Here is a 23,437-nt window from a genome sequence, read left to right as displayed (position 1 = left end):
CGTTCCTGCAGGGGGCAAGTTCAGCGCCACGCCTGAGGCTGCCGGTAGTCCGCCACCCACTGCGCCACCGCCTCTACCGGCATCGGCCGGGCGATGCCATAACCTTGGGCCAGTTCGCAGCCCAGCCCCATCAGCACCCGCCCGTGCTCGACAGTCTCCACCCCTTCGGCCACCACCTCACGACCAAACGCCCGCGCCAGTCCGATCACCGCGCCGGTCAGGGCCAGGTCGTCATGATCATGAAGGATGTCGCGCACGAAGGACTTGTCGATCTTGATGGTCTGCGCCGGCAGGCGCTTGAGGTAGCTCAACGAGGAATAGCCGGTACCGAAGTCGTCCAGCGAAAAACGCACGCCCAGGGCTCGGCAGGCATCCAGGCAATGGCCAACCCGCGGCAGGTTGTCGATTGCCACCGACTCTACGATTTCAAGGTCCAGTCGCCCTGGCGACACCCCAGGATGGCGCGCCAAAAGGTGCTCTAGGCGCTGGGCAAAGTCGCCGCGCTGCAGCTGGCGGGCGGCGATGTTGACACTCAGTGACCAGTCGCGTCCGGACAGTTGCCACTGCTGCAATTGGGTCAGGGCCTGGTCGATGACCCACTCGCCCAGTTCGACGATCAGGTCGGTCTGCTCCACGAAGGGCAGGAATTCCCCCGGCGGTACCGGCCCCTTGGATGGATGCATCCAGCGCAGCAAGGCTTCGAACCCGATCACCTGACCGCTGCGCATGTTCACCTTGGGCTGGTAGTGCAGGCACAGTTCGCCCTGGCGCAGGGCCTGGCGCACCCGCGCCACGGTCTGGTGGGTGGCCTTGAGCTCGAGCTCCTGGGACACGTCGAACAGGTGGTAGCGGTTGCGTCCGCGCTGCTTGGCCACGTACATGGCCTGGTCGGCGTGGCGCACCAGGGTGTCGGCATCCTCGTCATCCTGCGGGAACAGGGTCACGCCGATGCTCGCGCTCAGGCTAAGCGAGTGCTCGCGCACCACATAGGGCGCAGCCAGCGCCTGGAGGATACGCTGCAACGCGGCGTGCAACTGCTGCGGGCCTTCGATATGGCGCAAAATCAGCACGAACTCGTCGCCCGACAGCCGCGCCACCGCATCACCGCCACGCAGGATGTCCTGCAGGCGTTGGGCGACCTCCACCAGCAGCAGGTCGCCGGTGGCGTGGCCGTAGCCGTCGTTGACCGCCTTGAAGCCATCGAGGTCGAGCATGCACACCGCCAACGGAATACTCTCCCGCCGGGAGAACGCCAAGGCCTGGTTGAGCAGGTCGGAGAGGTAGGCGCGGTTCGGCAGGCCGGTCAGCACGTCATGCCCCACTCGCCACTGCAGGGTGTGCAGCAACTGGCGCTTCTCGGTGACGTCGAAGCGGATCGACACGTACTTGCGCACCTGGCCGGTGTGCGGGTCGATCAGCGGCACCATGGTGCTGTCCACCCAGTACAGCGAACCGTCCTTGGCACGGTTGCAGATCTCGCCTTTCCACACCCGGCCGGCGGCCAGGGCGCGCCACATTTCGAGGAAGAAAGTCGGCTCGTGCAGCCCGGAATTGAGGATGCGGTGGTTGGCCCCCAGCAGTTCCTCGCGACTGTAGCCGGAGATGCTGCAGAACTGCTGGTTGACGTAGGTGATGCAACCGCGCAGGTCGGTCTCGGAAAAGATCGCGGCCGCATCGACGGCCGCGCGGTAGTTGTCGTCCATAAGCCTCGCAACCTAGCGGTTGAAGCGCTCCACCAGGGCGCGCAGCCCGGCGCACACTTGCTCCAGTTCCGCGCCGCGCACGGCCGCGGCATTGGCGCGGCGGGCGCTCTGCTGCACCGTGCCGGCCACACCGTTGATCTGCCGCGAGACATCCTCGGCCACGCTGGACTGCTCCTGCGAGGCCGCAGCCATCTGCTGGCTCATGTCGCTGATACGCTGCACCGCGTGCTGGATGCCCTGCAGCGCCTCCTGGGTCAAGGCAACCTGGGCCACACCCTGCTGCGCGCCCTCCAGGCCCTGGCTGGCGATGCTTACCGCCTGCTCGGCACCGCCGCGCAGGCTGTCGATGATCGACTGGATATGCAGGGTCGACTGACGGGTCTTGTCGGCCAGGGCACGGACCTCGTCAGCGACCACCGCGAAGCCGCGCCCCTGCTCGCCGGCGCGCGCCGCCTCGATGGCGGCGTTGAGCGCCAGCAGGTTGGTCTGCTCGGCGATGGCGCGGATCATTCCGGCTGCCTCGGCAATGGCACCGGTCTGACCGGCCAGGTCGTTGACCGCCTGGTTGATCTGTCCGACCGTGCCGGCCAGGCTCTGGATCGCCGCGCCGGTGGCGTCAGCCACCTGACTGCCCTGACCGGCCAGCAGGTGCGCGGTGTGCGCCTGCTCGGCGGTCAGTTGCACATGGCCGGCGACCTCGCCGATGGAAGCGGCCATCTCGGTCATGGCGGTGGCGGTGAGGTCGGTCTCGGCACGCTGTTCGAGCAGCGCCGACTCGGTACTGCGCGACAACCGTCCGGCATCCTGTGCGGCGCCGGCCATCTGCACCGCGAGGTCGCTCAGGCGGGTGAGCGCAGTCTTCAAGCGCGCCTCCTCGCTGACCAGGATCAGCTCCAGCTGCCCGGCGGCACCAGGCAGGTCGCTATAGGTCAAGGCCGCGACCGGGTCGCTGAAGGTGTTGTCCGCAACCTGGACGATGCGCCGCAAGTGGCGCCCCATGCGGCTCTGCGCCCACAGGCCGACGCCGGCGAACAGCGCCAGGGTCAGACCTTGGGCGGGCAGGTCCGGCAATACCTGGCCGGCGCCAATGGCCACGGCCCCCGCCAGCAGCGGCAACGCCATGGCCCGCCCCAGCAGGGCCAGGCGCCGGGTCGGCGATAGCGCCGCCTGGCCGTCACGCAGCCGGGCGTACAGGGCTTCGGCACGGGCCACCTGCTCGCGGGTCGGACGCACGCGCACCGACTCGTAGCCGACCACCTGGCCGTTGTCGAGCATCGGCGTGACGTAGGCGTTGACCCAATAGAAGTTGCCGTTGCTGCAGCGGTTCTTGACGATACCCATCCAGCTGCGACCGGCCTTGAGGTACTGCCACATCAGCTCGAACACCGCCTCGGGCATGTCCGGGTGACGCACCAGGTTGTGCGGGCTGCCGATCAGCTCCTCCTGGCTGTAGCCGCTGATGGCGGCGAACTCGGCGTTGCAGTAGGTGATCAGGCTGGCCGTATCGGTTGCCGAAATCAGCCGCTGGTGCTCGGGGAAGCTTTGCTCGACCGGATTGACCGGCAGGTTCTGACGCACGATGAGACTCCATTCATATACGGGCCGACGCATGGCCTGACAGGAGGCCAGGTGCGCCGGAACCGGTCATCCTGGATCAGTTCCAATGTCCGACAACGCTTGCACACGGGCCGGCAAATGGCCGGATCGCCTTGGACGACGACTTGAATGACTGATCAATCAAAGCGGCGAATTCTACGAATTCCATCACATTTTGCAAATAAAGGTGACGAATCATGGCGTTGCGCCATATCGACATATATCGTTAAGTGCTTGATTCTAAATGGGAATTGAGCGATGACGAGAACAGGTCTAGGTCCAGCCCTGCGCCGCTACCGCAAACTGGCGGGCCTCACTCAGGCGCAACTGGGCGAGCGAACCGGCTTCGACCCCAAGACCATCAGCCGCTTCGAGACCGGCACCTATACCCCCAGCGTCGAGTCGTTGGTGGGCTTCGCCGATGCCCTGGGGGTCAAGCCAAAAGTGTTCTTCAGCGACCCCGAAGACGAAGAAGAACAACGCGCCTACCTCTTCGGCGTGATCCATAACGCCCCCCCCAAGGACCTCGGCAAGCTGATCGCCGCCGTCGATCAGGTGCTGGCAAAGCCATGAAATCTCCACAGGCACCACGCTAGAGCAGAAGCCGTGTCAGTGCACCTTAACTGGTAAGACCGGTAAGGCCAAAATTGCTTGCAATGGAGGAAATTTCGGAGTTTTATGGCTCGGCAGTGAACAAACCGGTAAGACCACAATAATTAAGTCCTGCGCTCTTTCGCTCCGTGTGGCTTGGGGGGCAAGGACACCGACCAGAGACTCCTCCCATGCTCAAATGGTGTTCGCGTTCGATCTTCCTCCAGGTTGTGCTCGGCCTTGCCCTCGGCATTGTCTGCGGCCTGAGCTTCCCCGACCTGTCCCTGCAACTCAAACCCCTGGGCGACGGCTTCATCAAGCTGATCAAGATGCTCATCGGCCTGATCGTGTTCTGCGTGGTGGTCAGCGGCATTTCCGGCGCCGGCGACCTGAAGAAGGTCGGGCGCATCGGCCTGAAATCGGTGATCTACTTCGAAGTGCTGACCACCCTGGCCCTGGTGATCGGCCTGGTGTTCGCCTTCTCCACCGGCATCGGCAGCGGCGCCAACATCCACCTCGACCAGCTGTCCAGCGCCGATGCCGGCGCCCTGGCCGAGCGCGGCGCGCACCTCCACACCACCACCACCTTCCTCATGGACCTGATCCCCACCTCGGTGGTGGGCGCCTTCGCCGATAACAACATCCTCCAGGTGCTGCTGTTCTCGGTGCTGTTCGGCAGCGCGCTGAACCTGGTGGGTGAGTCGGCCTCGGGCATCTCGCGGCTGATCAACGAACTCAGCCACGTGATCTTCCGCATCATGGGCATGATCGTGCGCCTGGCCCCGATCGGCGTATTCGGCGCCATTGCCTTCACCACCAGCAAGTACGGCCTGAGCTCGCTGCAGCACCTGGGCGGTCTGGTGGCGCTGTTCTACCTGACCTGCGCCGGTTTCGTGCTGATTGTCCTCGGCACGGTGATGCGCCTGTCGGGCCTGAAACTGCTGCCGTTCATCAAGTACCTGCGCGAGGAGCTGTCCATTGTCCTCGGCACCGCCTCCTCCGACGCCGTGCTGCCCCAGGTGATGCGCAAGCTCGAACACCTCGGCATCGGCAGCTCCACCGTCGGCCTGGTGATTCCCACCGGCTACTCGTTCAACCTCGATGGGTTCTCCATCTACCTGACCCTGGCCATCGTGTTCATCGCCAATGCCACCGGTACGCCGCTGGCGATGACCGACCTGCTGACCATTCTTCTGGTGTCGCTGGTGACTTCCAAAGGTGCCCACGGCATCCCAGGCTCGGCCCTGGTGATCCTTGCCGCCACCCTGACCGCGGTACCGGCGATTCCGGTGGTGGGCCTGGTGCTGGTACTGGCGGTGGACTGGTTCATGGGGATCGGCCGGGCGCTGACCAACCTGATCGGCAACTGCGTCGCCACCGTGGCCATCGCCCGCTGGGAGAAAGACATCGACCTGGAACGCGCCCACAACGTGCTGGCCAACAAGCCTGGCTTCGCCCCGATCACCCGCAAGCAGGGCCAACCCCATCAACAGGAATTCTAAGCCCAAGGCCGCCGGCGCCCAGCGCCGGCCGGCCAAGCGCAAAGATGCCGCGTCAACCAAGGAGCGAACCGTGATCAGCTCTTCGACCGTAGTCAATTCAGTGGTGGAGAAACTCCGCCAGGCCCTGGCCCGTGGCCAGTGGCGCAGCGGCGACATGCTGCCCGGCCAGCGCGAGCTGGCCGAACAACTGGGGATCAGCCGGCCAAGCCTGCGCGAAGCGGTGATTGTCCTGGAAACCCTGGGCCTGGTGCGCTCGATGCCCGGCAAGGGCGTGCTGGTGCTGGATGCCGACGCGGCCCTGGCGCAGGAAGCGGACACCGTGGCCGAGGCCAGCCTGGCCGACGTGCTCGAGCTGCGCTACACCCTCGAACCCTTCATCGCCGGGCTGGTGGCGCAATCGGCCGGCAGCCAGGACATCGGCCAACTGCGCCTGATCCTGATGGACATGCGCGAAGCCCTCGAGGCCGGTGACAGCGAGGCCGGCATCAACGCCTACATCACTTTCCACGAAGCGCTGTTCGCCCTGACCACCAACCCGATCTTCCAGAGCGTGGTGCAGCAGACCGGCAATGCCCTCAAGCAGAGCGCCGCCATGCTGCGCAACTCGCCCGAGCACCTGGCCGCGCGCCTGAGCGAGAACGAAGCGGTGGTGCGCGCCATCCGCGAACGCAACAGCGCCAAGGCCAGCCAGCAAATGCGCCAGCACATCCTCGCCGAGGGACAGCGCATGGGCATTGCCCTGAACATCCCGGACGACCAACCAGGCACCTGAACAAAGAAGGAGAGCGACCATGACCGCCTGCGCCCCAGCCGCCCCCCGCCTGCCTGCCCTGCTCGGTGCCGGCGAGACCCGCCTGTCGGCGGAGCAGATCTACCCACGGCTGTTCGACGCCATCCTAGAACAGCGCCTGCCGCCCGGCAGCGCCCTGCCCGAGCAGGCGCTGGGCAATGCCTTCGGTGTCAGCCGCACGGTGATCCGCCGGGTGCTCGGGCGCCTGTCCGACCAGCAGGTGGTGGTGCAGCGCCCCAGCCATACCGCGCACCTGGCCGCGCCCGACCCCGAGCAGGCGCGCCAGGTACTCAGCGCCCGGCGCCTGGCCGAGACCACGCTGATCGGCCTGGCCACCCAGCGCGCCCGACCGGCGCAGATCCGCCAACTGCGCCAGCTGGTCGAGCGCGAACGCCAGCATCATGAGCGCGGCGAACGCTGCACGGCGATCCGCCTGGGCGGCGAGTTCCACATGAAACTGGCGCAGATGGCCGCCAACGCACCACTGGCGCGCTTCCTCAACGGCCTGGTGCCGATGACCTCGCTGATCATCGCCCGCTATGAGTCACCATGCTGCGAGCACTGCGCGTGGCAGGAGCATGCGGCGATCATCGATGCGGTGGAAAGCGGCGACAGCGAGGCTGCGCTGGCGCTGATGCATGATCATCTGGACCGCCTTGAGGCCAAACTCGATCTGGATCCGACTGGCTGAATCGGGCGAACGCCACCGCCTCGACATCCGGCAGGACCACCACTTCATCACCCAACGACCATTCCGCCGCCCGCGCCGCCAAGGCGGCGGGCACGCCGGGTGAACCGCCCGGGCCGGGCGGCACGTCGTAGGTGGCGTGGGCATCGTGCGCCAGCAACACTTCGAAGCCCCGTTGCAGCGCGGCGCGGGCGGTGGCGGCCAGGCACATTTCCGAGAGCAGGCCGCACAGGGCCAGGCACTGGACACCCAATTCGTGCAGCAAGGCCTGCAGGCCAGTCTCGACGAAACCGTCGTCCTCGGTCTTGAACAGCACGTACTCGCCACGGCTCGCCGGGAAATAGAGTTGCCAGCCATCCGTATGCGCAGCATCCGGGCTGCCGGGAGCGCCGTCGTTCTGCAGGAAGATCACCGGCACGCCGGCCTGCCGCGCCCGCGCCAGCAAACGGGCGATGCTCGCCTGCAGGGCGAGGTGACCGGGGACGGCGTCGGCCCCTTCCATGAACGCGCATTGCACGTCCACCAGCAACAGGGCCTCGGCCCGGGGGATCGGTTCAGCGGACATGCGACGTTCCAGGACAAGGGATGAAACGTCGAGCATAGCGCAGCACCAGGGCACGCCGTACCATACCCGTCGAATCATCACAGTGCCCTGGAGGCCAACATGCAGCACACTATCGCGCCAGCGGGCGCGGAACATTTCGATCGGCTGGCCGATCTGTGGGAAGCCTCGGTACGGGCGACCCATGACTTTCTTCCCGACGGCTACATCGAGCGCCTGCGTCCGCTGGTGCGCGAGCAGTACCTGGGCTTTGTGGAGCTGCGTGCCTGGCGTGACCAGGAAGGCCATATCCGGGGGTTTGCCGGGGTGCATGACGGCAAGCTGGAAATGCTCTTCGTCGACCCCGCCTGCCGCGGCCAGGGCATCGGCAAGGCGCTGCTGGCCAGCGTGGTCGAGGAGTTGGGCGTGCGTGAGGTGGACGTCAATGAACAGAACCCGCAGGCGGTGGGGTTCTACCTGAAACAGGGGTTCGTCCAGGTCGGCCGCTCCGAGCTGGATGGCCAGGGCGATCCGTATCCATTGCTGCACTTGAAGCTGGAGGGGTGAGTATGTCATTCACGCCTGCAAAGGGGGCCGCTCTGCGGCCCATCGCGGTGCAAGCCCGCTTCCACAGGTACTGCGTTGCGGTCCCTGTGGAAGCGGGCTTGGCCAAGACAAACCTATACTTCGGGTAATCACCCAGCCTCTCGCCAAGGGGGCAATCCGCGTGAAATCAATCCTCGTGATGTTTGCGCTCTGCCTCCTGCTGGCCCTGGCCGGCTGCGCCGGCAAACGTCCCCCGGCCCCGCCACCCCCGCAGAGTCTGCCCCCCGCCGCCTGGCAACGCATCGACCAGGACATCATCGAAGCTTCGGTCGGCGCAGCGGACTCGGCCAACGACTACGCCCGGCGCTCCATGCGTGTGTGGAAGGAGCAGGTACAGCAGCGTACCGAGAACGATTTCATCCCCTGGTTCACCGGCTACTGGACCCAGCAATGGCTCACGCTCAAGGTGGCCTGGTACACGATGAACAGCGGCAACGGCAACGAGCCGCCAGAGAAGCGCCTGGGCCTGTACCTACAAGAGCAATACCGCGAACGGGTGATCGACCCGGTGGCCGAGCAGATCAACCCCGAGGGCATCCGCGACCGCGCCAGCGAGCTGTACCTGCAACTGCTCGGCCAGCAGCTGCCGGCGATCATCCAGCGCTACAACGCGCCGCCCGAGCAGTTCAGCCAACGCCTGAACCGCATCCCGATCATCGCCCTGGGGCCACCGGACGCACGCAACGCCTCGCTCTACCAGTTGCTGCGGGCTAAATCGCTGGACCAGCAACCGGCCTGGCAATCCCTGCGCCAGCACCTGCACCAGCAGGCCGCCAAGGCCCCTGGGCAGACCGAGGCTGGGCTGTCGTCGGTGGCCACCCAGGCCAGCGAAAAACTCGGCGCCACCCTGGCCCCGCGCGGCGCTGCCAGCGCGATCGCGGCGGCGGTGGGCAAGGCGGCGGGGGCGTTGATCTCGGTGGCGGCAACTGGCTACGGCATCATCACCCATGACCGCGAACAGCCGCAGATGGTCGAGCAACTGCGGGTGATCCTCAATGTGGCGCTGAACCAGGAATGGCAGGAGCTGATGGAGAACCGCCAGAGCGGGGCCATGGCCGGGGTGTACTACCTGTCGGGGCAGGTGGAGGACAGTTTGCTCGGCTACCGATCCCCCTGAGCCGAAGCCAACGCGCGCCTGCAAAAGGCTCAGGCCGTCGCCATTGCCGAGGTCGGCAAGCCGAAAATCCGGTCGAACGCCCAGTTATAGAGGAACGTGTAGCACGGCACCAGGATGATGAACGCCAGGTCCACCAGCAACGCCTCCAGCAGCGTCATGTCCAGCCACCAGGCGATCAGCGGGATCAAGTACACCACCAGGGTCAGCTGGAAGCCGATGGCATGCGCCACCCGTCGGCCCAGGCTGCGGCCGCGCTTGGCCTGGCGGCTCTCCCAGCGCTCGAACAAGGTGTTGTAGATGAGGTTCCAGAACATGGCGATGGTGGTGATCATCACCGCCAGGGGCCCGGTGTGCGAAGCCTGGGTGTCGGACAGGTAGGCCAGGCCCAGGGTCGACATGCACAGGCCGATCAGTTCATAGAAGGTCACGTAGACCAGTTTGCGTTTGAGTCCTTGCACGAAGTTACCTTGCTGCGGGTATGACGAAGGCGCGCAGGATGAATCAATAAACTTGACAGAAAAAGTCGGCACCTTTCAGATTTTCTGAAAGGAGACTGCCATGAACTTTTCCAGCGATACCATCCTGCTGTTCCTTGCCGTGCTCGACCGCGGCTCGTTTTCCGCCGCCGCGCGGGCCCTCGGCCGCGTGCCTTCGGCGGTGAGCATGGCTATCGGCAACCTCGAGGCGGAGCTTGGTTACCCGTTGTTCGAACGCGGCTCGCGCGAGGCGCGCCCGACCGCCCAGGCCCAGGCCCTGGAACCCCATGCCCGGCTGATTGCCGAACAGCTAGGGCTGCTGGAGGTGCACGCGCTGGAGCTCTCGCGTGGGCTCGAAAGCAGCCTTGCCATCGCCGTGGTCCCGGACATCGACCAGCGCCCGTTGCTAGAAGCCATTACCCGCCTTGGCGAGCGCTATCCGCTGCTGGACATCGAACTGCTCGCCGCGCCCCAGGAAGAGGCCCTGCAGTTGCTCGACAGCGGCCGCGCCGGCCTGTGCCTGGCCTTCGCCGGATTGCAGGTGGATCCGCGGCGCAGCTTCCAGCACATCGCCATCGAATCGCTGGTGGCCACGCTGTCGCCGCAGCACCCCGCCCTGCGCGAAGGGCGCATCCGTCACCTCGAAGACCTGGTAAACCTGCGACAGATCCTGGTACGCAGCCGCGACCTGCCACTGTCCGACCCGCGCTCGCTGATCGGCACCTCGCACTGGCGCACCGACAGCCTGGACCTTGCCGTGCAGATGGTCGAGGCGGGCCTGGGCTGGGGCGATTTGCCCCTGTCACGGGTCGCACCGCTGATCGACGCCGGGCGCCTGGTGCGCCTGGAATTCCACAACACCCGCAACGAACTGCAACTGCCGGTGAATGCCTTCTGGCTCAAGCAGCAACCCCTCGGCCAGGCGGCCAGGGCGTTGGTGAGCCTGTTGGCTTCGAAATGATTTGTCACCCTGTTAGGGCAATTGCGCCAAGCATTGCGACATTTAGTCTTTCAACATTTTTCAGACTCGGCCGATAGCGTTGCAACAGGCTCCGCCATCCGTGCCACAAGCACGCGGCGCCCTCCTTTCACTGGCTCAAGGTCTCGAAACATGAACCTGAAATTCCGCCACAAGATCCTGCTCAGTGCCTGCGCCGTCGTCGTACTGGCCTTCGCACTGTTCACCCTCTACAACGACTACCTGCAACGCAACACCATCCGCCAGAACATCGAGTCCTCGGTGCGCCAGGCCGGCGCGCAGACCGCCAGCAGCGTGCAGAACTGGATGAGCGGACGCATCCTGGTGCTGGAGAACCTGGCCCAGGACATCGCCCAGCAGGGTGCCGGCAGCAACGTGCCGGGCCTGGTCGACCAGCCGTCGTACACCAGCAACTTCCAGTTCACCTATTTCGGCCAGAACACCGGCCTGTTCACCCAGCGCCCCGACGCCAAGATGCCCGATGGCTATGACCCGCGTCAGCGCCCCTGGTACACCCAGGCCGTGGCCGCCAACCAGACCATGCTGACCCCGCCCTACATGGCGGCGGTAGGTGGCCTGGTGGTGACCATCGCCATGCCGGTCAAGGCCAAGGGCAGCGGCGAGCTGATCGGTGTGGTCGGCGGTGACCTGAGCCTGAACACCCTGGTCGACATCATCAACGCCGTCGACTTCGGCGGCATCGGCCACGCCTTCCTGGTCGACCGCAATGGCCAGGTGATCGTCAGCCCGGACAAGGACCGGGTGATGAAGAACCTCAAGGACATCTACCCGGGCTCGCCGCTGCGCGTGGAAACCGGCATCCAGGAAGTGAGCCTCGACGGCAAGGAGCGCATCATCTCCTTCGCCCCGGTCGACGGCCTGCCGTCGGCACAGTGGTACATCGGCCTGTCGATCGACAAAGAAAAGGCCTACGCCCCGCTGAGCCAGTTCCGCACCTCGGCCATCATCGCCATGCTCATCGCCGTGGCGGTTATCGCCGGCCTGCTCGGCCTGCTGATCCCGGTGCTGATGCGCCCGCTGACCACCATGGGCCGCGCCATGCAGGACATCGCCGAAGGCGAAGGTGATCTGACCCGCCGCCTGACTGTCGAGCAGAAGGACGAGTTCGGCGAGTTGGCCATCTCGTTCAACCGTTTCGTCGAGCGTATCCACGCCTCGATCAGCGAAGTGTCCTCGGCCACTCGCCTGGTGCATGACCTGTCGGAAAAGGTCGTGGTCGCCTCCAACGCCTCGCTCACCGGCTCCGAAGAGCAGAGCATGCGCACCAACAGCGTCGCTGCCGCCATCAACGAACTGGGCGCCGCCACCCAGGAAATCGCCCGCAACGCCGCCGATGCCTCGCAACACGCCAGTGGCGCCAGCGAACAGGCCAACGGTGGCCGCCAGGTGGTCGAAGAGGCCATCAGCGCCATGACCGCCCTGTCCGAGCGCATCAGCGAGTCCTGCGAGCAGATCGAGACCCTCAACGCCAGCACCGACGAGATCGGCAAGATCCTCGACGTGATCAAGGGCATCTCCCAGCAGACCAACCTGCTGGCGCTCAACGCCGCCATCGAGGCCGCCCGTGCCGGTGAGGCCGGCCGTGGCTTCGCCGTGGTCGCCGACGAAGTGCGCAACCTGGCCCACCGCACCCAGGAGTCGGCCGAAGAGATCCACCGCATGATCACCAGCCTGCAGGTCGGCTCGCGCGAGGCGGTGCACACCATGAACACCAGTCAGGTCTCCAGCGAAGAGACCGTGCAGGTGGCCAACGAGGCCGGTGAGCGCCTGGCCAGCGTCACCCAGCGCATCGGCGAGATCGACGGCATGAACCAGTCGGTGGCCACCGCCACCGAAGAGCAGACCGCCGTGGTCGAGAGCCTGAACCTGGACATCACCCAGATCAACGCGCTGAACCAGCAAGGGGTGGAGAACCTCAACGAAACCCTGCGCCACTGCGACGCCCTGAGCCAGCAGGCCGGGCGCCTGAAGCAACTGGTGGGCAGCTTCCGTATCTAAGTCGTGCTCTTCGCCGACAAGCCGGCTCCTACTGCAGGAGCCGGCTTGTCGGCGAACCGGCCGCTCAGGCCACCTCAATCTCCCCTGCCCCGCCGCATCAGCCCATCGTCCTGACCGCCTACGACGGTGCTGATCTCATTCCTGCCCGACGAAGGCCTGCACCTCGATCTCCACATCCACGCCCAGGGCCAACGCCGAGGCCACCGTGGAGCGCACCGGCAACGCCGCGCCGAAGAACGTCTTGTACACCTCGTTGAAACCCGCGAAATGACTCATGTCCGACAGCCATACGGTGCACTTCACCACCTGGTCGAAGCGCGCCCCGCAGGCCGCCAGGCTCTCGCCGATCCGCTCGCAGGCCGCGCGGGTCTGTTCCTGAATATCGCCCTTGACCACCTCGCCGGCCGCATTCATCGGAATCTGCCCGGAGAGGAACAGGAACCCTCCAGCCTTCACCGCACGTGAAAATGGAAACGGCAGGCTGCTGGGAAAACGCTGGATGTCATTGCTCATGGAACACTCCTTTCAGGGTTGGTTGGAACGTGCCGGGGACAGCGCGCGAACTCATCGAGATTGCAGTACGCCCGTCGCACATCTTGAACAGGCCAGCGGTTATAACCTAATAACGAACAAGTCTATTTGGCTATAAAAAAATCTATATGCTGGCAAGCATCCGATCACGGGCAAGCTGGACAGTCGAGTAGCGTATGGATGTAGGTTCTTTCGGTTTCACCATTGCCGGGCTGGTAGTGGGCTTCATCGTCGGCATGACCGGCGTTGGCGGCGGTTCGCTGATGACCCCGATCCTGCTGTGGTTCGGCATCAACCCGGCCACCGCCGTGGGCACCGACCTGCTCTATGCCGCCATCACCAAGGCCAGTGGCGTCTGGGTGCATGGCCGCAACAAGAACATCGACTGGAAGATCACCGGCTTGCTGAGCCTGGGCAGCGTCCCGGCCGCCGCGCTGACCCTGTGGTTCCTCAGCACCCTGCACACCGATACCTCGGCGCTGAACGCCATCATCAAGCAAGGCCTGGCGGTGGTGCTGATCCTCACCGCCCTGGCGATCCTGTTCAAATCGCGCCTGCAGGCGTTCGCCAGCAAGCATGCCGGCGATCACTACCACCTCAGCGACCGCACCCTGAACATCCTCACCGTGATCACCGGTGTGGTGCTGGGCGTGATGGTCACCCTGACCTCCATCGGTGCCGGCGCGCTGGGGACCGTGGCGCTGTTCCTGCTGTACCCGTTCCTGGTCACCCGCCGTCTGGTCGGCACCGAGATCGCCCACGCCGTGCCATTGACCCTGGTGGCTGGCCTCGGTCATGCCGGCATGGGCAACATGGACTGGTCACTGCTGGGCTACCTGCTGCTGGGTTCGCTGCCGGGGATCTACCTGGGCAGCCACCTGACCGGGCGCATCTCTGACCGCGTGCTGCGGCCTTGCCTGGCGACCATGCTGCTGCTGATCGGCTACAAGCTGGCGTTCTGAACCACACCTCGCGCCCTTCTGAGCGGCCTTGCCGAGGCGTCGGACCGGTCGGAAAGGGCCGCAGAGCGGCCCCGGCAATATCAGCTTGATGCGCAGATCTGGGGGCGCTTTCAGCCTGCGCGGCCAGTGGCGCCATGAGCGCCAGCAGCAGTGCCGCACGGTAGTGTTTCATCCATTGCATGGTGTTGCCCCGGACGTCCCTTTCACGCTTTCAGCCTTCGCTGCGCCATAGTACCGGCCAACTGTCAGTGCCCACTTCGGCGCACCGGTCCATCCGCGCCAACCTGACCAGGCGCATGCGCATGCCGTCGTAGCGCCAGCTTTCCTCGACCCCGCAACTGCCGGGATAGTCGTCCTTGGCATAGCTGTGGAGCTCGCCTTTTTTGGGGTAGAACTCGATGGCGTCGCGCATCCGGCTGATCAGCACCGGGCTGGACGGTGCCTCGAACTCAAGCGGCCCAAGGGTGTAAGGCGCCTTACGCGACACCTTGTACAACGCGTAGAGGCAATGGAAGTCGTTGCAGTTGTAGCTGAGCAACGCCAGGGCGTGCTGGTCGTCCAGGGCATGCAGCTCAAGCTTGGGAGCGACATCGTATTCGTTCTTCAACTGGTCTTCGGCGGCCGCCTTGGCCATCACTACCGGGTTGATGCCCGCCAGTTCCTGCTCGCTAAGCGGCGTGGCTGCCACAAAGGCCGGCCCCTTGGGCTTGGCCGGGATGGGCAGCTGGGTGTCGGCGACGCTGTCACCGGGTCGCATCAGCGCGCTGTAGTGACCGCCCCGGCCCTGCACCGCATCCATCAGCAGCAAGACGGCGCTCAGGCCCTGCAGCGAACTCACGCGCTCCCCTGGCCGGGTGTCGTCCACCAGGCGCTGGCCGTTACGCAATTGCCGCAACACGGCGTAGGCATCGGCGCCCTCCAGTTCCAGGGTGGTCTCGACGCCGCGGGTCATGCGCCAGGGGGCGACCAGCAACTGGCCGTCGAGCAGGGGCTCGCCCGACCAGTCGGTGCTGCCCACCAGGGTCAGGTGCAGGTTGCCCCAGGCGCCCGCCTCACGCTGCACCAGCATGCCCACCCGCATCTTCTCCGGATGATCGGCCAGCACCGCGGTGCAGAAACGCGTGTTGTCGCAGCCCACCACCCAGTCCTTGATCTCCCGGTACACCGGTACCGGCTCTGGCTCCGCCGCGCCGACCAGGCCCGGTAGCAACGCCAGCCCCAGGGCCAGCCAGTTCCTTGTTGTTGCGCGCATCGTGCTGCATTCCTGTCTTAGCCGTGAAAGCCCCACTCCAGAGGCGGCGCAATGATTCCACAGATCAAATGCCAGGTGCGGAAAATCGGCAGTGGTGGTGGCGCCATGGGATCTGGCAGTATCGGTTGCGTCCTGTTCAGAGCCTGCGCCATGTCCGCTACCGTCAGCCCGCTGTTGCTTGCCTTGCGCGAAGGTACCCGCGCCTGCCACGAAGGGCTGGAGGCGCGCCTGCCGTTCTTCAGCGAAGGTTTCGACCGGGCGGCCTATGCGCGTTTGCTGGCGGCTTACCATGGCTTCCATGCGCCGCTGGACACCTTGCTGGCCGAGTACCAGGGCACCGAACGCAGCAAGACACCTGCTTTGTCCCGCGACCTGGGCGCCCTGGCCATCGATGTCGAAGCGCTGCCCTTGTGCCATGCCCTCCCTCGCATCGACGATGAAGCCAGTGCACTCGGTGTGATGTATGTACTGGAAGGCTCCACCCTGGGTGGCCAGGTGCTCAAGCGGGCAATGGCTGAACGCCTGGGCATCGACGCCGACAACGGCGGTGCGTTTCTCGATGTCTACGGCGCGCAGACCGGCGCACGCTGGCGCAGCTTCCTCGATCGACTGGCTGGCACCGATCCGGAGCCTGCCGCCCAGGCCCGGACGGTAAAGGCTGCGGTCGAGACCTTCACCTGCTTCGAACGATGGCTCGAAGAGCGACGCGTGCTGGTCTGCTGATCCCCCGCGCTGAGGCCCTCACCTGCGGCACTTGTTCAACAGCGATGTCACCGCAGGCGTCATGCTGATCGCCGCTGCGCACAAACCACCGCATAACAACGCGAAGCCCAGCGCCCGCAACGGATGCAAGGTATTGAAGAACGCCAGCACCAACAGCACCAGCAACAGCGCCAAGCCGTAGCGCAGTGACGCCCTTGGAATAGCCACCATCAGCAGGTTGAAGAGCACGAAGGCGTAGAACACCATCATCGTCGCCAAGCCGACGCTGACGCCTCGCGCCATGGGCGGGCCAACATGCTGCCGGTACAGATCGAAGCCTAGGCTCAAGAGGAAGGGAAACGCCACACAGGCCAATGCGTGCAGCAGGAAACGGGAAAGCAACGGCAACATTCGTCCTTGATCCTGGAGCCGGCCATGGTTTGCGCAGGGCCGTGAGTGAGGAAAACGGATGCTAATGGCCGGAATGGACGCCAGCAAGCCACAGTATTGGCCGGCAACCCCTCGTGACAAAGACCTGCTTTTCCAGCTTGGCGCCACACAGCAGAATCCCTACGTCAAAGACGTAAGGATGCGGTATGCTGACGATCATCGAAGCGCCACTGTTTTCGAAGCTGTGGCCCGACTACTGGACCGCTGACGAACATGGCACGTTCATGCACCACTTGGCCAACAACCCTGATGGCGGCACAGTCATCCCCGGCTCCGGTGGCTGCCGCAAGGTACGCTGGCGCATCGAAGGCCAAGGCAAGCGCGGCGCCGTGAGGGTCATCTACACCGCCCAGCTAGACAATGGTGTTCTGGTAGCACTGCTTATCTACGGCAAGAGCGCCACCGAGAGCATACCCGCGCATGTACTGCGCCAGATCGTGAAGGAACTGAACCATGCCCCTGACTGAAAAAGAACTGATGCAGCGCGATGCCAAGCGCAATATCGCAGAAGAGCTGCTTCAGTCCATTCGCGATGTCAAAGCCGGACGATTTGGCGCTGTACACCAGATCGAGGTGACCGAAGCCGCAGAGGCCCGGAGCAAGACCGGCTTGTCCCAGCTGAAGTTCGCCGAGCTGCTCGGCGTCTCCGTACGTACGTTGCAAGAGTGGGAACAAGGCCGGCGCACGCCTTCGGGAGCTGCACGTACGCTACTGCATATCGCATCTGTACGGCCGGATGTGTTTCATGAAATCCTGCAGGATCGCCCCACATAGCAAGGGCGCTGGACAGCCTGATAGCGAGCCCCGACATGAACGTCATTGCCTGTGATCTGCACCACCTGGACGCCGCCGCGGACCTCTTCAACCAGTACCGGATGTTTTACCAGGAGGCGGATGACCTCCCCGCTTCCCGCGCATTCCTCAAAGCCAACCTTGAAACCGACAACTCGCGTATCTACCTGCTGCTGGACGCCGACGGCCAGGCCATCGCCTTTGCCCAGCTGTACCCGGCGACCTGCTCGCTGGCGATGAAGCGCTTCTACTGGCTGTATGACCTGTTCGTTGCTCCGCACGCCCGCAGGGGTGGCCATGCCCGTTACCTGATGCAGCAACTGACCGATATTTTCCAGGCCGAGGGCGCGCAGCGATTGAGCCTGGACACCGCCCGGACCAACCTTGCCGCCCAGGCGTTGTACGAATCGCTGGGGTATGTGGCCGAGCAGGATTTCGTGACCTATCACAAGATGCTCGAGCACTGAGGCCTGCATGCCGCCGTGCGCCATCGGATAAGCGGGCTTGGCGCATACGTACAACGTTCTGTACATTCCCAGGTCGAGCATCCCTGATCAGGTGCCGATCAAAAATGCCCTACGCAAGCCTCGGCCAGGTCCTGCATCAAGCCTTGCACGCCCGTGGTACATGATGTGTTCAGAAAGGAACAACCAATGAACGTACTCACTTTCAGCCAGGCTCGCGCCAGCCTGAAACAGGCGATGGATGATGTCTGTCGCGACCATGAGCCGACGGTCATTACCCGGCAACGTGGTGAGCCGGTAGTCCTGCTGTCTTTGGACGACTACAACGCCATGGCCGAAACCATGTACCTGCTGGGCACCGAAAACAACGCGTCGCGGCTGCGCCAGTCCATCGCTCAGCACAAGGCTGGAAATACCTTCAGCAAGGACATTCCGTTGCATGACGCAGAAGCAGAAACGGCAGAACAAGGCTGAGGCCCGCAATGCCATCAAGGTGTCCTTCACGCCGATCGGCTGGGAGGACTTCGTGTACTGGCAGTCTGCCGACGCCAAGGTCCTCGGCAGGGTGCTGTCCCTGATCGACGAATGCTGCCGCTCGCCCTTCAAGGGCACGGGCAAACCCGAACCCTTGAAAGGCGACCTGACCGGTTACTGGTCGCGGCGGATCAACAAGGAGCATCGCTTCGTCTACTACTACGAAACTGGTGCACTGACTGTGCTGGCCTGCAGGTTTCACTACTAGCAGCCCTGCAACGTCTGTTCAGCCTCGCTCTATCCCATCCAGCACAGCCGACGCCAAGGCCAACCCTTTCTCCAGGGAGTTCTCCGTCGCCACCAGCAGACTGCGCAGTGGTTCGCTGGCTTTCTCCAGGGCCATGGCATTGGTTTCGTAGGCCGCCTGCAAGGCCGCTACCGCGCACACCAGCGCATCCTCGCCATCAATGCCGGCATGCACCGAGAACATCGGTGGATGGGCGTCGTGGCAGGTGCCAAAATGGGCGTGGGCCGTGGTGGGGCGGGAGGTTCGAGGGGTCGTATCGAGGGTCATGGGCGAACCTCCCGGGGCAAGACACGGGGTGGATCGGGCACGATTTTCAGCATGGTTCAGCACTCCTACATAGCCAGGGGAGCTGCCGATATCCGCTTGCACTCGGAACGATGGAGGCAGCTGTACGTGGGTGTGCAAGACCGTGGATGTAGGAACCCGGCAGGCCCGAAGGCCTCCCACGTACAGCCGCCATTGAGCGACTTGAACCACATCCTCGGGCTTGCACACCCGGTCGTTGAATCAGCAACGACAGGGCGAGACTAAGGAATGCGACTGGCCAGAACAACAGCTGAAAGGCCGTAAAAGCATGCTTGGGAAACGTCCTACGTGAAATAGGGAAAGTCTTAGTAATCCGCTTGAAACAACTGTCCTGGCCTCATCGCGGGGCAAGCCCGCTCCCACGTTTCTCCCGCTATCTGCCCAGTTATTTGCCCTGAAAGTCAGGACAATTTCTTATTTTCCTGTACACGAAATATCTACTAAAGGTTTATATTCCGCCCGCCGAAACAGAAAAGGTAGCAAGTGGCCACCACTTCATCGAAGCGGCCATGTACACCCTTCACTCTCACGGATGGGCGTCACCATGAAAATAAAAAACAAACTGATCCTGGCCTTCGTACTGGTGGCCTTCATCCCGGTGGCGTTGGTTGGCGGGATCTCGGTGCTGAACATCCGCAGCGAGGCGGTCGACCAGTTCCTCGACGGCAGCACCCGGGAAATCCGCCAGATCGACGGCAACATGCGCCAGTTCTTCGATGGCACGCTGCAGAACGTCGATCAAATGGCCAAGGATCCTGTATACACCTCGGTCACCTCGCTCAAGGACTACACCGGCGCGGATGCCGCCCGCCAGCCAATGCCCGAGGCCGCGCAGAAGGTGATCGACGCCTTCGCCCGCTACGGCACCACCCACCCGGCGGCGGCGATCCTGTCCATTGGCCTCGAGGACGGCAGCTACGCCAAATGGCCGGATGACCCGCAACTGGCCAAGTACGACCCACGCACCCGCCCCTGGTACAAGGCCGCCATGGCCAGCCCGGACAAGACCGTGCGCACCGCCGCCTACTACTACGACAAGGACGATGTGGCCCTGGTCGGCACCGCCCGGGCGCTGCTCGACGACGCCGGCAAGGCCAAGGGCGTGTTCGTGGTCAGCGTGTCGCTGAAGAACCTCACCGAGCTGGTCAAGAGCATCAAGCTGGGCGACAGCGGCTACGTGATGCTGATCGAGGACGGCACCGTGCTGGTCGACCCGCGCAACGCCAGCCACGGTTTCAAGCAGCTCAAGGACCTCGGCGCGCCCTACGCGCAACTGGCCGCCACTTCCCAAGGCTCCACCGACGTGGTGATCGACGGCGTGCGCTACATGGCCAATGTGTGGACTTCACCGGGCCTGGGCTGGCGCTTTATCGGCCTGATCGAGTACGACGAGGTGATGGCCGCGGCGACGCGCATGACCTATGTCACTGCGCTGATCGTGGTGGTGCTGGCCCTGGTCTTCGCCTTGGTGGCCGCGGCGTTCTCGCGGGTGATCGTCAAGCCGATCGGCCAGGTCAGCATCGGCCTGCAATCGATCGCCGAGGGCGAAGGCGACCTACGCCGCGACCTGCAGGTCCAGGGCAAGGACGAAACCGCCGAGCTGGCCGGCTGGTTCAACAAGTTCCTCGCCGCCATCCGCCAGCTGATCCAGCGCATCGGCGCGGCCTCGACCAACCTGCACGAGGCCTCGCGCAGCAACAGCGAGATGGCCGGCAACATGAACGAGGCCGCCGGGCGCCAGCGCGAGGCGGTGGAGCTGGTGTCCACCGCGTTCAACGAGATGGTCGCCACCGCCAACGAAGTGGCGCGCTCATGCAGCAGCGCCGCCGACGCCGCCGAGCATGGCCACCGCCGGGTGGCCGAAGGCAAGCAGCAGATCGAGGCGACCACCGACAACGTCAATCGCCTGGGCCGGCGCCTGAGCGAATCGTCCCAGGCCATGGTCGAGCTGGAGGAAGGCAGCCGCAGCATCAACCAGATCCTCGGCACCATCCGCGCCATCGCCGAGCAGACCAACCTGCTGGCACTGAACGCCGCCATCGAGGCGGCCCGGGCTGGCGACCAGGGCCGTGGTTTTGCCGTGGTGGCGGACGAGGTGCGGGCGCTGGCCAAGCGCACCGCCGACTCCACCGGCGAGATCGACCAGTTGCTCAACACCCTCGGCGGCAAGACCCAGGAGGTCTCGCAGAAGATGGAAAGCTGCCTGGACCTGTCGCGGGCCAGCGTGTCGTCGATCGAAAGCGCGCGGGACAGCTTCGAGGGCATCCAGCTCTCGGTGAACGAGATCCGCGACCAGAACCTGCAGATCTCCGCCGCCGCCGAGGAGCAGCACAGCGTGGCCGAGGAGATCAACCGGCATATCCAGCAGATCTACGACGAGGCACGGCTGGTGGAGGGGCTGGCCAGTTCCGCCCAGGCTGACTCCGGCAGGTTGGCGCAGTTGTCGGATGAGTTGAATGGGCTGGTGGGGCGCTTCAAGTCGTGACCTTTGGCTTCAGCCTTTACACGGGTCCTGAGCGGCCTTGCCGAGGCGTCGGACCGGTCGGAAAGCTCCTCGGAGATGATCCATGCCCTGCACCCTCTGCACATTGTCACCGTGCTCGGCACCTCGGTGCTGGCCGTGGGTCTGAGCGAAGGCAGCGCCGAGGCGACGGCGGCGATCACCAAGGTGTTCTCCGGCGCCAGCGACCGCCTGGGCAAAGCCAGCTCGCTGATATCGGACTTCACTTAGTTGAGACCGTAGGGGGGCTACGTAGAGACGCTAGGCAGGCACCTCCGTCGCAGGCTGCTGCTCCAGCAACGACCATCCCCCCTGCCCGTCCACCTCCAGCCGATGAGAATGGAACCCGGCCAGGGTGCTGCGGTGCCCGACACTGACCAACAGCGTCGCCGGCAGCTCCGCACGCAGCAGCGAATACAGCGCATGCTCCAGCCCTTCGTCCATCGCCGAGGTAGACTCGTCGAGGAACACCACCTGTGGCCGGTTGAACAGCACCCGGGAGAACGCCAGGCGCTGCTGTTCGCCCAGCGACAAGATCCGCGACCAGTCGCGCTGCTCGTCCAGCCGTTCGGCCAGATGGGCGAGGTTGACCTGGCGCAGGGCCTGCTGCATGCGCGCATCGTCCCCGAGCACGCCCTGTGCCGGGTAGGCGATGGCGGTGCGCAGGTCGCCCAGCGGCAGGTACGGGCGCTGCGAGAGGAACAGTGCCTGCGTCCCCAACGGCCGCCTGACCTCACCCTCGGCATAAGGCCACAGGCCCGCCAGGGCACGCAGCAAGGTGGTCTTGCCGCTGCCCGATGGTCCTTTGATCAGCAGCGCCTGGCCGCTGTGCAAATTCAGGTCGAGATCGGCGATCAGCGCGTGGCCGTCGGGGCGACGCACCTGCAAGCCCTGAATCCCCAATGCGTGTTCCTGATCCACGCTAACTACGCGCGGCAACTCGCTGGCCTGCTGGTTGGCATCGAGGAAACCGGTCAGACGGTCGAGGGTGGCGCGGTACTGGGCGAAGGTGTCGTATGACTCACGGAAGAACGACAGCGAATCCTGCACCTGGCCAAACGCCTGGGCGGTCTGCATCACATCACCGAGCTTGATCGCGCCGCTGAAGAAACGCGGCGCCTGGAGGATGAACGGGAACACCACCGCCACCTGGCTGACGCCCAGGTTGAAGCCGCTGAACTTGAGGTTCCGGAACACCAGCGCCCAGGCGTTGCCGATCAGCGCGAAGAAGCGCCCGAGCAAGGTGCCCCGCTCCACCTGCGCGCCCTGGTAGAAGGCGATGTTCTCGGCGTTCTCACGCAGGCGCATCAAGGCGTAACGGAAGTTGGCGGTGAGTTTCTCGTTGAGAAAATTCAGGCGGATCAACGGCTGGCCGAGGCGAAAGGCGATCCAGGTGGCGATCAGCACATAGACATACACGGCGAACACCATCGCCCGGGGGACTTCGATGCCGGCCACCGCCAGCGGCGCGGAGAGACCCCAAAGAATGCCGGTGAAGGCCACCAGCGACACCAGTGCGCTCACCGCCCCCAGCGCCAGCGACACGGAGCCGGTGACGAAGGCGTTCACATCCAGTTCGATACGCTGGTCGGGGTTGTCCACCGGCTCGGCGAGAAACTGCCCGCGGTAGTAGGCATCGCCGTGCATCCAGTCGGCGGTCAGGCGCTCGGTGAGCCACACCCGCCAGCGGATGTTGAACGCCTGGGTGACGTAGAAGGCGAACAGCGAGCGCAGCACATGAATGGTCGCCAGTACCGCGAACACCCCGAGCAGGTACCAGAACGCGGTCTGGTCCAGTGCCTGCAAGGCGCTGTAGAAGCCGTTGTACCAGAACGAGAACAGCACGTTCAGGCGCACCGCGAACAGCGTCAGGACCAGCAGCAGCGCAAAAGCAAACAAGGGCCGCCAACTGCGGCGCAAGCTGAAATAAGGTCCGGCCAGTTGCCAGAACTGAGCCCCCCAGCGGGTGTAGCGCACAGCCAGCAAGGCGGTAATGGTGAAGCAGACAAGGGTGACCAACGAGGCGATTGCCAGCCAACTCAGGCTCTCTTGCAGGGCCTGGTGCCAGTTCATGTCCATGGTGAGATTC

At 64.6% G+C, this 23,437-nt stretch carries 25 protein-coding genes and 3 pseudogenes; 18 read left to right on the top strand and 10 right to left on the bottom strand.

Annotated features, from left to right (window positions below; all coding sequences use genetic code 11):
• Positions 1 to 20: 20 nt before the first annotated feature.
• The 3 genes and pseudogenes from ACVWZ5_RS07470 to ACVWZ5_RS07460 form a co-directional block, all read right to left on the bottom strand.
• Entirely contained in the window at positions 21 to 1,703 is a 1,683-nt protein-coding gene (locus ACVWZ5_RS07470; RefSeq protein WP_186600764.1) for a putative bifunctional diguanylate cyclase/phosphodiesterase, read from the bottom strand.
• A gap of 12 nt (positions 1,704 to 1,715) precedes the next feature.
• The gene (locus ACVWZ5_RS07465; RefSeq protein ID WP_371349884.1) at positions 1,716 to 2,825 is read right to left on the bottom strand and encodes a methyl-accepting chemotaxis protein; all 1,110 of its coding nucleotides are present in this window, start codon (positions 2,823 to 2,825) and stop codon (positions 1,716 to 1,718) included.
• A 174-nt stretch (positions 2,826 to 2,999) separates the two neighbouring features.
• Positions 3,000 to 3,314: pseudogene (locus tag ACVWZ5_RS07460) on the bottom strand (PAS domain-containing protein); the annotation flags it as partial.
• A gap of 243 nt (positions 3,315 to 3,557) precedes the next feature.
• Between ACVWZ5_RS07460 and ACVWZ5_RS07455 the strand changes: the two are divergent.
• The 4 genes from ACVWZ5_RS07455 (at position 3,558) to ACVWZ5_RS07440 (ending at position 6,873) form a co-directional block, all read left to right on the top strand.
• Positions 3,558 to 3,872 carry a helix-turn-helix domain-containing protein gene (locus ACVWZ5_RS07455; RefSeq protein WP_028692676.1) on the top strand — a complete coding sequence of 105 codons (315 nt, stop codon included), beginning with the start codon at positions 3,558 to 3,560 and terminating at the stop codon, positions 3,870 to 3,872.
• 209 nt (positions 3,873 to 4,081) lie between these two features.
• On the top strand, positions 4,082 to 5,392 hold the full coding sequence (locus tag ACVWZ5_RS07450; RefSeq protein WP_336196755.1) for a C4-dicarboxylate transporter DctA: 1,311 nt from the start codon (positions 4,082 to 4,084) through the stop codon (positions 5,390 to 5,392).
• Positions 5,393 to 5,462: 70 nt separating this feature from the next.
• Positions 5,463 to 6,164, top strand: coding sequence for a FadR/GntR family transcriptional regulator (locus ACVWZ5_RS07445; RefSeq protein WP_301140257.1), 702 nt, complete (start codon positions 5,463 to 5,465; stop codon positions 6,162 to 6,164).
• Positions 6,165 to 6,183: 19 nt separating this feature from the next.
• A complete protein-coding gene (locus tag ACVWZ5_RS07440) occupies positions 6,184 to 6,873 on the top strand; it encodes a GntR family transcriptional regulator (protein ID WP_062574566.1) in 690 nt (229 codons plus the stop codon).
• Here the strand turns inward: ACVWZ5_RS07440 and ACVWZ5_RS07435 are convergent.
• Positions 6,770 to 7,435 carry an isochorismatase family protein gene (locus ACVWZ5_RS07435; protein WP_280070556.1) on the bottom strand — a complete coding sequence of 222 codons (666 nt, stop codon included), beginning with the start codon at positions 7,433 to 7,435 and terminating at the stop codon, positions 6,770 to 6,772. The genes ACVWZ5_RS07440 and ACVWZ5_RS07435 overlap by 104 nt on opposite strands.
• Before the next feature lie 99 nt (positions 7,436 to 7,534).
• On the opposite strand from ACVWZ5_RS07435, the gene ACVWZ5_RS07430 reads away from it, so the two are divergent.
• On the top strand, positions 7,535 to 7,978 hold the full coding sequence (locus ACVWZ5_RS07430; protein ID WP_062574568.1) for a GNAT family N-acetyltransferase: 444 nt from the start codon (positions 7,535 to 7,537) through the stop codon (positions 7,976 to 7,978).
• A gap of 178 nt (positions 7,979 to 8,156) precedes the next feature.
• On the top strand, positions 8,157 to 9,134 hold the full coding sequence (locus ACVWZ5_RS07425; RefSeq protein ID WP_062574569.1) for a hypothetical protein: 978 nt from the start codon (positions 8,157 to 8,159) through the stop codon (positions 9,132 to 9,134).
• Between the two features lie 29 nt (positions 9,135 to 9,163).
• Here ACVWZ5_RS07425 and ACVWZ5_RS07420 read toward each other — a convergent pair whose 3' ends face one another.
• Entirely contained in the window at positions 9,164 to 9,592 is a 429-nt protein-coding gene (locus ACVWZ5_RS07420) for a PACE efflux transporter (protein ID WP_062574570.1), read from the bottom strand.
• Positions 9,593 to 9,692: 100 nt separating this feature from the next.
• Between ACVWZ5_RS07420 and ACVWZ5_RS07415 the strand changes: the two genes are divergently transcribed.
• From ACVWZ5_RS07415 to ACVWZ5_RS07405, 3 genes and pseudogenes are all read left to right on the top strand, one after another.
• Complete coding sequence (locus ACVWZ5_RS07415) at positions 9,693 to 10,571, top strand: LysR family transcriptional regulator (RefSeq protein WP_062574571.1); 879 nt, start codon at positions 9,693 to 9,695, stop codon at positions 10,569 to 10,571.
• Between the two features lie 150 nt (positions 10,572 to 10,721).
• Positions 10,722 to 11,753, top strand: a pseudogene (locus ACVWZ5_RS07410) (HAMP domain-containing protein); the annotation flags it as partial.
• Positions 11,754 to 11,867: 114 nt separating this feature from the next.
• Positions 11,868 to 12,608: a methyl-accepting chemotaxis protein gene (locus ACVWZ5_RS07405; RefSeq protein ID WP_371263136.1), complete on the top strand. Its 741-nt coding sequence runs from the start codon at positions 11,868 to 11,870 to the stop codon at positions 12,606 to 12,608.
• Between the two features lie 135 nt (positions 12,609 to 12,743).
• Here ACVWZ5_RS07405 and ACVWZ5_RS07400 read toward each other — a convergent pair whose 3' ends face one another.
• Positions 12,744 to 13,121, bottom strand: coding sequence for a RidA family protein (locus ACVWZ5_RS07400; protein WP_062359526.1), 378 nt, complete (start codon positions 13,119 to 13,121; stop codon positions 12,744 to 12,746).
• A 194-nt stretch (positions 13,122 to 13,315) separates the two neighbouring features.
• Between ACVWZ5_RS07400 and ACVWZ5_RS07395 the strand changes: the two genes are divergently transcribed.
• Positions 13,316 to 14,101, top strand: coding sequence for a sulfite exporter TauE/SafE family protein (locus ACVWZ5_RS07395; RefSeq protein WP_084941442.1), 786 nt, complete (start codon positions 13,316 to 13,318; stop codon positions 14,099 to 14,101).
• 211 nt (positions 14,102 to 14,312) lie between these two features.
• Here the strand turns inward: ACVWZ5_RS07395 and ACVWZ5_RS07390 are convergent, their stop codons facing one another.
• A complete protein-coding gene (locus ACVWZ5_RS07390) occupies positions 14,313 to 15,353 on the bottom strand; it encodes a DUF1176 domain-containing protein (RefSeq protein ID WP_084941441.1) in 1,041 nt (346 codons plus the stop codon).
• A gap of 150 nt (positions 15,354 to 15,503) precedes the next feature.
• Here ACVWZ5_RS07390 and ACVWZ5_RS07385 point away from each other — a divergent pair, with 150 nt between their 5' ends.
• Positions 15,504 to 16,076, top strand: a complete 573-nt coding sequence (locus ACVWZ5_RS07385) for a biliverdin-producing heme oxygenase (RefSeq protein WP_084941499.1) — start codon at positions 15,504 to 15,506, stop codon at positions 16,074 to 16,076.
• A gap of 18 nt (positions 16,077 to 16,094) precedes the next feature.
• Here ACVWZ5_RS07385 and ACVWZ5_RS07380 read toward each other — a convergent pair whose 3' ends face one another.
• A complete protein-coding gene (locus tag ACVWZ5_RS07380; RefSeq protein WP_186600726.1) occupies positions 16,095 to 16,466 on the bottom strand; it encodes a hypothetical protein in 372 nt (123 codons plus the stop codon).
• A gap of 185 nt (positions 16,467 to 16,651) precedes the next feature.
• On the opposite strand from ACVWZ5_RS07380, the gene ACVWZ5_RS07375 reads away from it, so the two are divergent.
• The 5 genes from ACVWZ5_RS07375 (at position 16,652) to ACVWZ5_RS07355 (ending at position 18,503) form a co-directional block, all read left to right on the top strand.
• Positions 16,652 to 16,972 (top strand): transcriptional regulator, encoded by a 321-nt coding sequence (locus ACVWZ5_RS07375; protein ID WP_172402377.1) that lies wholly within the window; start codon positions 16,652 to 16,654, stop codon positions 16,970 to 16,972.
• The gene (locus ACVWZ5_RS07370) at positions 16,959 to 17,279 is read left to right on the top strand and encodes a helix-turn-helix domain-containing protein (protein ID WP_062574575.1); all 321 of its coding nucleotides are present in this window, start codon (positions 16,959 to 16,961) and stop codon (positions 17,277 to 17,279) included. Before ACVWZ5_RS07375 ends, ACVWZ5_RS07370 begins: the two co-directional genes overlap by 14 nt.
• A 35-nt stretch (positions 17,280 to 17,314) precedes the next feature.
• Positions 17,315 to 17,764, top strand: coding sequence for a GNAT family N-acetyltransferase (locus ACVWZ5_RS07365; RefSeq protein WP_062574576.1), 450 nt, complete (start codon positions 17,315 to 17,317; stop codon positions 17,762 to 17,764).
• Between the two features lie 186 nt (positions 17,765 to 17,950).
• On the top strand, positions 17,951 to 18,235 hold the full coding sequence (locus ACVWZ5_RS07360; protein ID WP_062574577.1) for a type II toxin-antitoxin system Phd/YefM family antitoxin: 285 nt from the start codon (positions 17,951 to 17,953) through the stop codon (positions 18,233 to 18,235).
• Complete coding sequence (locus ACVWZ5_RS07355; protein ID WP_081100312.1) at positions 18,201 to 18,503, top strand: Txe/YoeB family addiction module toxin; 303 nt, start codon at positions 18,201 to 18,203, stop codon at positions 18,501 to 18,503. Before ACVWZ5_RS07360 ends, ACVWZ5_RS07355 begins: the two co-directional genes overlap by 35 nt.
• An 18-nt stretch (positions 18,504 to 18,521) precedes the next feature.
• On the opposite strand, the gene ACVWZ5_RS07350 is transcribed toward ACVWZ5_RS07355, so the two are convergent.
• A complete protein-coding gene (locus tag ACVWZ5_RS07350; protein WP_036986696.1) occupies positions 18,522 to 18,809 on the bottom strand; it encodes a hypothetical protein in 288 nt (95 codons plus the stop codon).
• Between the two features lie 583 nt (positions 18,810 to 19,392).
• Between ACVWZ5_RS07350 and ACVWZ5_RS07345 the strand changes: the two genes are divergently transcribed.
• On the top strand, positions 19,393 to 21,333 hold the full coding sequence (locus tag ACVWZ5_RS07345; RefSeq protein ID WP_062575749.1) for a methyl-accepting chemotaxis protein: 1,941 nt from the start codon (positions 19,393 to 19,395) through the stop codon (positions 21,331 to 21,333).
• Between the two features lie 63 nt (positions 21,334 to 21,396).
• Positions 21,397 to 21,561, top strand: a pseudogene (locus ACVWZ5_RS07340) (MFS transporter); the annotation flags it as partial.
• A 48-nt stretch (positions 21,562 to 21,609) separates the two neighbouring features.
• Here the strand turns inward: ACVWZ5_RS07340 and ACVWZ5_RS07335 are convergent.
• A complete protein-coding gene (locus ACVWZ5_RS07335) occupies positions 21,610 to 23,427 on the bottom strand; it encodes an ABC transporter ATP-binding protein/permease (RefSeq protein ID WP_457340504.1) in 1,818 nt (605 codons plus the stop codon).
• Between the last annotated feature and the right edge of the window lie 10 nt (positions 23,428 to 23,437).

The sequence above is a fragment of the Pseudomonas sp. TE6283 genome, from assembly GCF_054060555.1.
This window is presented reverse-complemented; position numbering and strand designations above follow the sequence as displayed.

Bases quoted from the DNA above. Each gene is read 5' to 3' on its own strand.
- ACVWZ5_RS07435 (WP_280070556.1), bottom strand. From the start codon at position 7,435: ATGTCCGCTGAACCGATCCCCCGGGCCGAGGCCCTGTTGCTGGTGGAC.
- ACVWZ5_RS07345 (WP_062575749.1), top strand. From the start codon at position 19,393: ATGAAAATAAAAAACAAACTGATCCTGGCCTTCGTACTGGTGGCCTTC.
- ACVWZ5_RS07390 (WP_084941441.1), bottom strand. From the start codon at position 15,353: ATGCGCGCAACAACAAGGAACTGGCTGGCCCTGGGGCTGGCGTTGCTA.
- ACVWZ5_RS07335 (WP_457340504.1), bottom strand. From the start codon at position 23,427: ATGGACATGAACTGGCACCAGGCCCTGCAAGAGAGCCTGAGTTGGCTG.
- ACVWZ5_RS07470 (WP_186600764.1), bottom strand. From the start codon at position 1,703: ATGGACGACAACTACCGCGCGGCCGTCGATGCGGCCGCGATCTTTTCC.
- ACVWZ5_RS07355 (WP_081100312.1), top strand. From the start codon at position 18,201: ATGACGCAGAAGCAGAAACGGCAGAACAAGGCTGAGGCCCGCAATGCC.
- ACVWZ5_RS07425 (WP_062574569.1), top strand. From the start codon at position 8,157: ATGTTTGCGCTCTGCCTCCTGCTGGCCCTGGCCGGCTGCGCCGGCAAA.
- ACVWZ5_RS07415 (WP_062574571.1), top strand. From the start codon at position 9,693: ATGAACTTTTCCAGCGATACCATCCTGCTGTTCCTTGCCGTGCTCGAC.
- ACVWZ5_RS07360 (WP_062574577.1), top strand. From the start codon at position 17,951: ATGAACGTACTCACTTTCAGCCAGGCTCGCGCCAGCCTGAAACAGGCG.
- ACVWZ5_RS07405 (WP_371263136.1), top strand. From the start codon at position 11,868: ATGCGCACCAACAGCGTCGCTGCCGCCATCAACGAACTGGGCGCCGCC.
- ACVWZ5_RS07385 (WP_084941499.1), top strand. From the start codon at position 15,504: ATGTCCGCTACCGTCAGCCCGCTGTTGCTTGCCTTGCGCGAAGGTACC.
- ACVWZ5_RS07365 (WP_062574576.1), top strand. From the start codon at position 17,315: ATGAACGTCATTGCCTGTGATCTGCACCACCTGGACGCCGCCGCGGAC.
- ACVWZ5_RS07375 (WP_172402377.1), top strand. From the start codon at position 16,652: ATGCTGACGATCATCGAAGCGCCACTGTTTTCGAAGCTGTGGCCCGAC.
- ACVWZ5_RS07430 (WP_062574568.1), top strand. From the start codon at position 7,535: ATGCAGCACACTATCGCGCCAGCGGGCGCGGAACATTTCGATCGGCTG.
- ACVWZ5_RS07350 (WP_036986696.1), bottom strand. From the start codon at position 18,809: ATGACCCTCGATACGACCCCTCGAACCTCCCGCCCCACCACGGCCCAC.
- ACVWZ5_RS07450 (WP_336196755.1), top strand. From the start codon at position 4,082: ATGCTCAAATGGTGTTCGCGTTCGATCTTCCTCCAGGTTGTGCTCGGC.
- ACVWZ5_RS07380 (WP_186600726.1), bottom strand. From the start codon at position 16,466: ATGTTGCCGTTGCTTTCCCGTTTCCTGCTGCACGCATTGGCCTGTGTG.
- ACVWZ5_RS07455 (WP_028692676.1), top strand. From the start codon at position 3,558: ATGACGAGAACAGGTCTAGGTCCAGCCCTGCGCCGCTACCGCAAACTG.
- ACVWZ5_RS07395 (WP_084941442.1), top strand. From the start codon at position 13,316: ATGGATGTAGGTTCTTTCGGTTTCACCATTGCCGGGCTGGTAGTGGGC.
- ACVWZ5_RS07370 (WP_062574575.1), top strand. From the start codon at position 16,959: ATGCCCCTGACTGAAAAAGAACTGATGCAGCGCGATGCCAAGCGCAAT.
- ACVWZ5_RS07465 (WP_371349884.1), bottom strand. From the start codon at position 2,825: ATGGCGTTGCCGCTGCTGGCGGGGGCCGTGGCCATTGGCGCCGGCCAG.
- ACVWZ5_RS07440 (WP_062574566.1), top strand. From the start codon at position 6,184: ATGACCGCCTGCGCCCCAGCCGCCCCCCGCCTGCCTGCCCTGCTCGGT.
- ACVWZ5_RS07400 (WP_062359526.1), bottom strand. From the start codon at position 13,121: ATGAGCAATGACATCCAGCGTTTTCCCAGCAGCCTGCCGTTTCCATTT.